General features: G+C 39.3%; 9 protein-coding genes and 1 riboswitch. Of the genes, 2 read left to right on the top strand and 7 right to left on the bottom strand.

The genetic code is table 11. The features are described from left to right. Genes rhlP through GQR46_RS11525 form a run of 3 tightly spaced genes read right to left on the bottom strand, consistent with a single transcriptional unit; the run spans position 1 to position 2,137 of the window. The gene (gene rhlP, locus GQR46_RS11535; protein ID WP_165741014.1) at positions 1–795 is read right to left on the bottom strand and encodes a rhombotarget lipoprotein; all 795 of its coding nucleotides are present in this window, start codon (positions 793–795) and stop codon (positions 1–3) included. Positions 796–843: 48 nt separating this feature from the next. Then, entirely contained in the window at positions 844–1,188 is a 345-nt protein-coding gene (locus tag GQR46_RS11530; RefSeq protein ID WP_165741012.1) for a lactoylglutathione lyase, read from the bottom strand. Positions 1,189–1,201: 13 nt separating this feature from the next. Continuing rightward, the gene (locus GQR46_RS11525; RefSeq protein ID WP_165741011.1) at positions 1,202–2,137 is read right to left on the bottom strand and encodes a LysR family transcriptional regulator; all 936 of its coding nucleotides are present in this window, start codon (positions 2,135–2,137) and stop codon (positions 1,202–1,204) included. A gap of 133 nt (positions 2,138–2,270) precedes the next feature. Between GQR46_RS11525 and GQR46_RS11520 the strand changes: the two genes are divergently transcribed. Beyond that, positions 2,271–3,296: a zinc-binding alcohol dehydrogenase family protein gene (locus GQR46_RS11520; RefSeq protein ID WP_165741010.1), complete on the top strand. Its 1,026-nt coding sequence runs from the start codon at positions 2,271–2,273 to the stop codon at positions 3,294–3,296. Positions 3,297–3,664: 368 nt separating this feature from the next. Beyond that, a complete protein-coding gene (locus GQR46_RS11515; protein ID WP_165741009.1) occupies positions 3,665–4,321 on the top strand; it encodes a nitroreductase family protein in 657 nt (218 codons plus the stop codon). Positions 4,322–4,400: 79 nt separating this feature from the next. Here GQR46_RS11515 and ribB read toward each other — a convergent pair whose 3' ends face one another. From ribB to carB, 4 genes are all read right to left on the bottom strand, one after another. Continuing rightward, the gene (ribB, locus tag GQR46_RS11510; protein WP_165741013.1) at positions 4,401–5,054 is read right to left on the bottom strand and encodes a 3,4-dihydroxy-2-butanone-4-phosphate synthase; all 654 of its coding nucleotides are present in this window, start codon (positions 5,052–5,054) and stop codon (positions 4,401–4,403) included. Positions 5,055–5,301: 247 nt separating this feature from the next. Continuing rightward, a riboswitch (FMN riboswitch) is annotated at positions 5,302–5,468 on the bottom strand. Positions 5,469–5,548: 80 nt separating this feature from the next. Further along, positions 5,549–6,607 carry a S66 peptidase family protein gene (locus tag GQR46_RS11505; RefSeq protein ID WP_165741008.1) on the bottom strand — a complete coding sequence of 353 codons (1,059 nt, stop codon included), beginning with the start codon at positions 6,605–6,607 and terminating at the stop codon, positions 5,549–5,551. A gap of 352 nt (positions 6,608–6,959) precedes the next feature. Continuing rightward, positions 6,960–7,436: a transcription elongation factor GreA gene (gene greA / locus GQR46_RS11500; RefSeq protein ID WP_165741007.1), complete on the bottom strand. Its 477-nt coding sequence runs from the start codon at positions 7,434–7,436 to the stop codon at positions 6,960–6,962. 48 nt (positions 7,437–7,484) lie between these two features. Next, positions 7,485–9,383, bottom strand: a 1,899-nt coding sequence (gene carB / locus GQR46_RS11495; protein ID WP_165741006.1) for a carbamoyl-phosphate synthase large subunit, incomplete at its 5' end; no start/stop codon positions are given.

Here is a 9,383-nt window from a genome sequence, read left to right as displayed (position 1 = left end):
TTAAATTTTTTTGCTACGCATAACTAATAACAACAACAAAACGAGTAAATAAATACTCAAAGAGCCACCGCTACTAGAGCCATCTTTATTTTCGACTTTTGCAATTTTTTCTTCTTTAACACGTGTTTTAAACCTTGCTAGTTCTGCATCTAAATTAGTACTCATATCACTAACCGCTAGATTAAAACCTTCAGCCGACTTTTCAGATAACGTTTCATCAATACCTATTGCTGTTGTTCTTTTTTCAAGTTTACTTATACCTGGTGCTCTAAATAGCATTTTTCTACTTTTAATATCAAAAACAGCTGTATCCACAAAGGTTTGAATTGTATTTTCATTACCTGGAATAACGTACATACCCACTATTGTCCAATAAAGTAAGGCTGCATTATTTTCATAAGATTGCGTAACTTGATCATATGAAACCAGTGCCATTACATCTACATCGTAAAGCCTCCCGACTTGCTCGAGTGTTGCAAAGCCTTCACCTCCTTTTAAATAGGTACTTGGTATAACTTCAATGCGGTCAATGTAATCATATTGTAGAAATGACTTTTTTACTTTTTCGAGTAACTCAACTTGGTTTTGGGTCTCTAACCCGTCTGGCTGCCAGTTTTTAGACGGTACAAATGCAATTCCAACAGTAACAGGGAGTTTTAAAACAGGTATTTCAGGTTTATAGGTAGAGCGACTTTGTTGATCAGGATATAAGAAATCCATTAAGCTACTAGATTGCGTATTTTTACCTGTATTGTTGCTCACAAACGAACTACAAGAAGCCAGTAAGGTCGCCATAAAAATGATTATATATTTATTAAATCTCACATTTATTCCTTTTTATTTTTAATTTAATTCAGTTACGTGCCAAAGCTCACCCGATGGTCCCCATAAGTAAATAACGCTACCCCAAGGTTCTTTTTTTATACCCTCAAAGCGGATATCAAAACCGTTTAGGTTACTAATGAGTTCGTATGCTTCATCTATATTTAACACACAAAGTTGCAGCATTAAGTTTTCAGCAAACGTTTTATTATAATAACGCTGTAAAAAGAACGTACATTCGCCAAAGGCACACACACATAAATCATTTGAGGCATCTTCAATCTTAAATCCAAGCGCTTTATAAAAGCGCTGAGATTGTCCATAATTTTTACAGGGAATAAAAATTCTAATATCATCAACTTGCATAACTCTTCCTTAATTAGCTCAGTACGCTTTTATTAATAATTCCTTTATTTACCAACTGTTGCAAAATAGCTTGGGATTTTGCTCTGCATGCATCACGTAGTAAACGCACCGCTGGGGTTATTGACTGCCTACTTGGGCAAATAAGCCAAAGTTCACCATTAACATGTTGATAATTTGGCATAACAGTAACTACCCTGTCATTAAGTAAATCGTCAGCTATATCAAGTGCCGACTTTACAGCTAAGCCCTTACCCGCAACGCACCAGCGCCTGACTAAATCGCCATCGTTTGAGGCGCGCCTGCCATCCATTTTAACTTTATATTTTGACTCACCATCACTGAATTCCCACGTATTATTTATAATATCCTGCAACTGATAAAACAAACCTTGATGCGACGCTAAATCATCGGGATGCACAGGGCTTCCATTTTGTAGCAGGTATTCTTCGCTAGCACACAACAAGCGCGGTACGTTACAAATTTTAAAACCATAAACGCTTGCATCATTAGGCGAGCCATAACGAAGCGCTATATCAACTGAGTCACGGTAAAAGTCGATATTGCTATCACTTATATGGGTTCTTAAACTTAGCTTTGGATAAGTGTCCATGAGTTCATCAATCCATGGGATCACCAAGTTACGCCCTAAGTCAGATGAAAGTGCAACACGCAATTCGCCTTCTATTTCGTCGTGTTCACCTTTAAGGTTTTGCTTTGCGAGCTCAAGCACTGCCAAAGCCTGTTCACATTGTGGTATGTAGCGCTCCCCAGCAGCCGACAACCTTAAATGACGTGTGGTACGAACAAACAGCTCGCTACCAAGCGCTGACTCCACGCGTTTAATAGCGGCGCTTGCTGTGGCTGTACGCATATCTAACTTAGCCGCTGCGAGCGTAATACTTCTAAACTCAGCGACTTTTAAAATAAGTTTTAAATCTTCTATGTTCATATTATCTATTTATATTTGATAATGATTCAACGATTATGCGGTTTATCTACATTAAAGCAAGGTCTACTATATATCCATCAGCTAGCCAAAGCATGGCTTGCACCTTATACGTAAACAAATTAGGACATTTATTATGAAAGCCATTGGTTATAAAAAATCTCTTCCTGTTTCTAATCCTGAATCGTTAATTGATGTTGAATTACCACAGCCAGTTGCAACAGGTCGCGACTTATTAATTAAAGTTAAAGCAATTGCAGTTAACCCAGCAGATTACAAAGTGCGTGCATCTATGCCCCCTGCTGATGGTGAAGTAAAAGTTATTGGTTGGGATGCAGTTGGTGAAGTTGTTGCAATCGGCGATGCTGTAACGGCATTTAAACTCGGTGATGCGGTTTATTACGCAGGTGACATTACTCGCCCAGGTAGTAATGCAGAATTTCAATTAGTGGATGAGCGCATTGTAGGATTTAAACCGCAGAGCTTAAACGATGCTGAAGCGGCTGCATTACCCCTTACTGCAATAACAGCGTACGAATTATTATTTGAGCATTTAAACATTGTAAAACTAGCTGCTGATGCAACAACAAAATCAGAAGAGGTTATTTTAGTAACAGGTGCCGCAGGCGGCGTTGGCTCTATTTTTATTCAACTTGCTAAAGCGATTACTGGCGCAACGGTGATTGCCACTGCATCGCGCGAAAGCTCTCAAGCATGGGTTAAAAAACTAGGCGCAGATTATGTCGTTGACCATACAAAACCATTACCTGCTCAAATTGACGCATTAAACATTGGCTCGGTAACACATGTAGCAAGCCTGCACAGTACTGATACTTACTTTGAAGCGTATACAGAGGTACTTGCACCATTTGGTAAAATTGCAATGATTGACGATCCTGAGTCATTAGATGTTAGCAAATTAAAAATGAAGAGTTTATCTCTACATTGGGAATTTATGTTTGCCCGCTCAATGTTTAATGCCAAAGATTTAATTGAGCAAAGTAAGTTATTAAATCATGTTGCCGATTTGATTGACCAAGGCTACATTCAAACCACGATTGGTAAAAACTTAGGCACTATAAATGCGGCTAACCTGCGTATTGCACACACAGAACTTGAAGAAGGTCGCTCTATTGGCAAAATAGTGTTGGAAGGTTTTTAATTCTATAAATATTACACGCCTTATTTATACCTGAATTGATTAAAGGCGCCAATGCAATTGGCGTCTCCAGCCAATATTTCGGGGTGGCTTTTGCTGTATTTATATTTATTAAAGAAACTATTACCTAATAATATTTGATAATGATTCAACCATATACCTGTTTATCATATTGTAATAATCCTCTACTATCCGCACATAGCTATATTGATAAGCCTTACGTTACGTAGATATATCGATTGTATTAAGTAAGTAGAGTGATTTAAAAGCACGATATTATTTTTGTAATAAATTTTTAAAAGGGTTTGTTTTTACTAAAACTGACTCAACATAGTAAATACTGGTAAAACACCTACTCAATGGAAAAACTAATGACTCACCCTATTATTAATGACTTAGAAAAGCGCTACACAGCAAAACGTTATGATGCAACGAAACGTGTATCTCAAGACGATTTAGCCGTTATTTACGAAGCTATGCGCCTGTCTCCTTCATCTATTAACTCGCAGCCTTGGAAATTCATCGTAATTGAATCAGATGAGGCTAAAGAGCGTATGCATAGTACATTTGCTAATAAATTTGCGTTTAACCAGCCACACATTAAAACAGCTTCGCATATAATATTATTTGCTCACAACCCTAAATATACCCGCGATGATTACGCACAAGTAATTGATGCAGATATTAAAAATGGTCGTACTAAAGCAGAAAATCGCGAACAAGCTTTTGGTGCTTACGCGTTTGTTGATATGAATACTGATGAGCAAGGCGGTAATGAAGAGTGGACTAAAGCACAAACTTACATTGCACTGGGTAACACTATGCATGCAGCTGCACGCTTAGGTGTTGACTCTACTCCAATGGAAGGCGTAGATGCCGAGCTGATTGGCGAAGTTTTTGAAAAAGAACTTGATGGTTACGTATGCGACGTGGCATTAGTACTTGGCTATCACGATAGCGCTGAGGATTATAATGCTAAATTACCTAAATCTCGCTTAGCAAAAGAGCAAGTTATTCAGGTTTTATAAGTAATACGTTATAAACTTAAATGATAACAATATTAAAAAACCACTTATTTAAATAAGTGGTTTTTTGCTTTAAAGCAGTTTAACTTACTTGAAGCTGCGCAGCCTGAATGTATTGCACTAAATCCTCAATAGAAACCACACTCATATTATGTTTATTAGCATAATCACTCACCTCAGGTAAGCGCGCCATTGAACCATCTGGATTTGTTAGTTCGCATATTACGCCAAATGGTTTTAAGCCGGCAAGTTGCATTAAATCAACGGATGCTTCGGTATGACCACGACGAACTAATACTCCACCCGTTTGTGCTTTTAAACCAAATACATGCCCTGGGCGCGATAAATCACTTGGTTTGGCGTTATCGTCTGTCGCTGCTTTTATAGTAGTTACTCTATCAGCAGCAGACACGCCTGTTGTAACGCCATGCTTAGCTTCAATAGTGACTGTATAAGCGGTGTTATTTTGACTTGTGTTGTGGGTTACCATTTGCGGTAAGTCGAGCTGTTTAATGCGCTCCTCCCCCATACACAAGCAAACAATACCGCTGCCTTCGCGGATCATTTCGGCCATTTGAGAAGTCGTTAAATGCTCAGCTGAAAATACAAAGTCGCCTTCATTTTCACGGTTTTCATCATCAACAACAAGTACGCCTTGCCCTTGCTGTAGTGCAGCAATTGCGCTTTGTACGCGGATATGGCTTTCGCCGAATTGAGTAAGTAGAGACTGAATCATCATTATATTCCAAATAAAAAAATAATAGATTCAGGACTGTGAAAGGATCAGTAATATATCGCTTTAAATTTAAAACGATCACTACCAAAATAGCTTAAATAAAATAACAAAAAGCACGCAGCAAAAAGCAGCGCACACTGTTATACCAACGGCATTAAATTAGTAACCTATTATAGCGCTAAAAAATAGCTCACTTAACGCGATACAATGATCGTGTCTTTAATAAAATTGGTATTAGTATAATAAGCCATATTCTCTTTCATCCGGACTGTAACCGTCGGCTCTGGCATCTCACCAGATCTGCTTGACCTTTACTTAACCTAGGTTAAATAAAGCGCTCGCGGGCTCGTCTAAGTTATAAATAACATTAGACATACCGCCGGTGGGGAATTTCGCCCCGCCCTGAGAATGTACTTTTATAACTAAAGCGCTATAAAAGCGGGCTTATTATACCCTTTAACTTAATTACTTATCAAAGGTAAGTGAATAAACTTCTAACAAAGCTCGGTATTTAATGAGGCTTTGACTACTTTACCTTCATTTATGTCAGCGGTGATTGTACAAGTAGCGCCGTTTACTAAATTTAAGTTAGGTGGAGCATGACCAATATCGGCATCAATAATCACAGGAAATAAACACCCACCTAGTGCAACATCAAGCGCGTGACGGTAATCAAAAGAAGCATCTTGACCTTGAGTGATCACGCTGCGACCAATAATAATACCGTTTATATCGTCAAATATACCTGCTAATTTTAATGAAAGTAAAAACCGTGCAACGGTTGTTGGCGTCAGCTCTGAGTTTTCTAGGTATAAAATAAGCCCTTCGGGTGCACTGTGTTTTTTAAATTCATGTAGTGCCAAAAATGGAGAGTCGAGTAATAAGCCGACTGTATCTAAACAGCCACCAAATAAGCGACCCGACATTTCAATAGTGCGTGCATCAAAGTAATTTAAACACTGCCACTGAGTAACTTCTGTGTGTTCAAACAATGCATTTGGGTTTTGTACGTAATCAGGTCTATTTTTTTGATAATGCGATGACGGGGCTTGCTCAAATTTGCTACCTGCTTCATAACTTAGTGTTTCAAATATTTGCAGGCAATAAGGACTTTTTTCGTCAGGATGTAACTGCATAAGGTTAGCGCTGTGAAGTGTTGCCCATTGGCACTTAGCGGTGAGTGCACATGCAATCGTGCTCACATCAGAAAACCCAACTAGCCATTTAGGTTTGGCTTGTTTAATCGCGTTAAAATCAAGTAGTGGCAATACCTCCATTGCCAGCTCACCACCCATTGGCGGCATAATGGCATCTATTTCATCATCTAGTAATAAACCCATTAGTTGCTCGGCATGGGCTTTAGCATTAAGCTCATTACGTGGTCTGTTTTGGCGTAAAAACTCCCCCTCTACAACCTCATAGCCACGGTGCTTTAATCCCTCTATCACAATATCTAATCGCCCGTGGTATTTTTCTTTTAGGCCTGATGACAGCGAGCAAATTGCAATTTTAGAGCCTACTTTTAAAGGCGCTGGGTAAAGAATATTAGCCATGGGTGTTCCTTTTTAATAAAGTGATTATGTACCTATATCAACACGTACACTCTTTATACAATATGAATGTATAAATGAGCTAATGCTTTGAGGTCAGCAAAATAATAATACCAATTCCATTAAGTATGTGATCTGAATTTTACGCCGAAAAAACAATTCAGTTCTAGGCGTAAATTGATGTAAATGGTTGTTCCCTTTACGAAATTAACAACAAATAAATGGGTTATTTTAGCAAGTAAAATAGATCAGCTATTTATTGGAATTGGTATAAGTTTTAATATTAAATTTCAGGCATAAAAAAACCGATGTAATTACATCGGTTTTTATTTAAAACGTTAAAGTGAGTTATACGTTAAAGATACTCAACTTCAATGATTTCGAACTCAACAATACCTTTTGGTGTTTGAATAGACACTGAGTCGTCCATTTGTTTACCAATTAAGCCACGCGCTATAGGTGAGTTAACAGATATTAAGTTATTTTTAATATTTGCTTCATCATCGCCTACAATACGGTATTTTACTTCAGCATCGGTTTCTACATTTACAATAGTCACCGTTGTACCAAAAATAACTCTACCGGTATTTGGCATTTTAGTTACGTCGATAATTTGAACATTTGAAAGCTTAGCTTCAATTTCTTGAATACGACCTTCGCAAAAACCCTGTTGCTCACGTGCAGCATGATACTCAGCGTTTTCTTTTAAGTCACCATGTTCACGTGCAACCGCAATATCACTTACGATTTTAGGACGGGTAACTGTTTTTAATTCGTTAAGCTCTTTACGCAGTAAATCTGCGCCACGAACTGTCATCGGAATTGATTGCATACTTTTCTCACTTAACACCAAGGCCCTAGTTGGCCTTGGCACATTTCCTTAGTTCAATCGCAGGTGTAGCTCTTGAACTGACGTCACTTTACTGCGGTCATCTGCTTTGTTAGCAGTACAGTTAGCGAATGCCGCGTTCAAGGTTGTCGTATAGTTGGTTTTATTTTGCAATGCACCACGACGTAACACCTTCGAATCTTCGATCGCTTGGCGACCTTCGGTGGTATTAACAATATAGCTGTACTCTTTATTCTTAATATAATCAAGAATATGCGGGCGGCCTTCATATACTTTGTTTACACGTCGTACTTCAATGCCAGCTTCTTCAAGAGCTTCTGCCGTGCCACCAGTTGCGTCAAGTTCAAAACCTAAGTCGGTCATGATTTTGGCTAATTCAACAATACGTGGCTTATCGCTATTACGAACAGATAATAACGCGCGACCACCGCGTGGTAAAGTATTGCTTGCACCTAATTGTGCTTTTGCGAATGCTTCGGCGAAAGTATCGCCAACACCCATCACTTCACCTGTTGAACGCATCTCAGGACCACGGATTGGATCCACACCTTGAAACTTAGCAAACGGCAGTACAACTTCTTTAACGCTGTAGTAAGGAGGAATCACTTCTTTAGTAATACCTTGGCTTGCTAAAGACTGACCAGCCATACAACGTGCAGCTACTTTTGCAAGCGCTACACCCGTAGCTTTTGATACAAACGGTACAGTACGTGCAGCACGAGGGTTGACTTCGATTAAGTACACTTTGTCTTCTTTTACTGCAAACTGTGTATTCATCAAGCCAACAACACCAAGTTCAAGCGCCATGTCGGTTACTTGCTTGCGCATTACGTCTTGCACTTCTTGTGATAAAGAATGTGCTGGTAATGAACAGGCTGAGTCACCCGAGTGAACACCCGCTTGCTCAATGTGCTCCATGATACCGCCGATGATTACTTGCTCGCCGTCACAAATTGCGTCAACGTCAACTTCAATCGCGTTATCTAAGAAACGGTCCAGTAATACAGGTGCTTCGTTTGATGCTTGTACAGCTTCGGTCATGTAGCGACGTAAATCATCTTCGTCGTATACAATTTCCATTGCACGACCACCTAGTACGTACGACGGGCGAACAACGAGTGGGAAGCCAATTTCAACTGACTTAAGTAAGGCTTCTTCAGTTGAAGTTACTGTTGCGTTTTCTGGCTGAAGTAAGTTTAAACGCTCAACAAGTTGTTGGAAACGTTCGCGGTCTTCTGCACGGTCAATCGCATCTGGTGAAGTACCAATGACTGGCACACCATTAGCTTCAAGCTCACGCGCTAGCTTAAGTGGTGTTTGACCACCGTATTGTACGATAACGCCTTTTGGCTTTTCAACACGTACGATTTCGAGTACGTCTTCAAGCGTAATTGGTTCAAAGTATAAACGATCCGAAGTATCATAATCGGTAGATACCGTTTCAGGGTTACAGTTAACCATGATGGTTTCATAGCCGTCTTCACGAAGCGCAAGCGAGGCATGTACACAACAGTAATCAAACTCAATACCTTGACCGATACGGTTTGGACCACCACCAATAACCATGATTTTATCACGATCAGTTGGGTTAGCTTCACACTCTTCATCGTAAGTTGAGTACATGTAAGCTGTGTCTGAGCTAAATTCTGCAGCACACGTATCAACACGTTTGTATACTGGCACTATGTTTAATAAATGACGCTTTTTACGAATTTCAGCTTCAGATACACCTGCAATTTCTGCTATACGCGGATCTGCAAAGCCTTTGCGTTTAAGTTTACGTAGGAAGTCAGCATTTAAACCCGCCATGCCTACTTTCGCTATTTTTGCTTCGTCTTTTAAAATGTCTTCTATTTGAACTAAGAACCAACGGTTTACTTTAGTCAGCTCGTAAACATCATCAACGCTCATGCCATGGCGCATTGCATC

It is taken from the genome of Pseudoalteromonas sp. Z1A6, assembly GCF_011378745.1.
Classification (GTDB): Bacteria; Pseudomonadota; Gammaproteobacteria; order Enterobacterales; family Alteromonadaceae; genus Pseudoalteromonas; species Pseudoalteromonas arctica.
Note: the sequence above shows the minus strand (reverse complement) of the source record. Positions and strands in the feature narration are given on the sequence as shown.

Bases quoted from the DNA above. Each gene is read 5' to 3' on its own strand.
- rhlP (WP_165741014.1), bottom strand. From the start codon at position 795: ATGGCGACCTTACTGGCTTCTTGTAGTTCGTTTGTGAGCAACAATACA.
- GQR46_RS11530 (WP_165741012.1), bottom strand. From the start codon at position 1,188: ATGCAAGTTGATGATATTAGAATTTTTATTCCCTGTAAAAATTATGGA.
- GQR46_RS11525 (WP_165741011.1), bottom strand. From the start codon at position 2,137: ATGAACATAGAAGATTTAAAACTTATTTTAAAAGTCGCTGAGTTTAGA.
- GQR46_RS11520 (WP_165741010.1), top strand. From the start codon at position 2,271: ATGAAAGCCATTGGTTATAAAAAATCTCTTCCTGTTTCTAATCCTGAA.
- GQR46_RS11515 (WP_165741009.1), top strand. From the start codon at position 3,665: ATGACTCACCCTATTATTAATGACTTAGAAAAGCGCTACACAGCAAAA.
- ribB (WP_165741013.1), bottom strand. From the start codon at position 5,054: ATGATTCAGTCTCTACTTACTCAATTCGGCGAAAGCCATATCCGCGTA.
- GQR46_RS11505 (WP_165741008.1), bottom strand. From the start codon at position 6,607: ATGGCTAATATTCTTTACCCAGCGCCTTTAAAAGTAGGCTCTAAAATT.
- greA (WP_165741007.1), bottom strand. From the start codon at position 7,436: ATGCAATCAATTCCGATGACAGTTCGTGGCGCAGATTTACTGCGTAAA.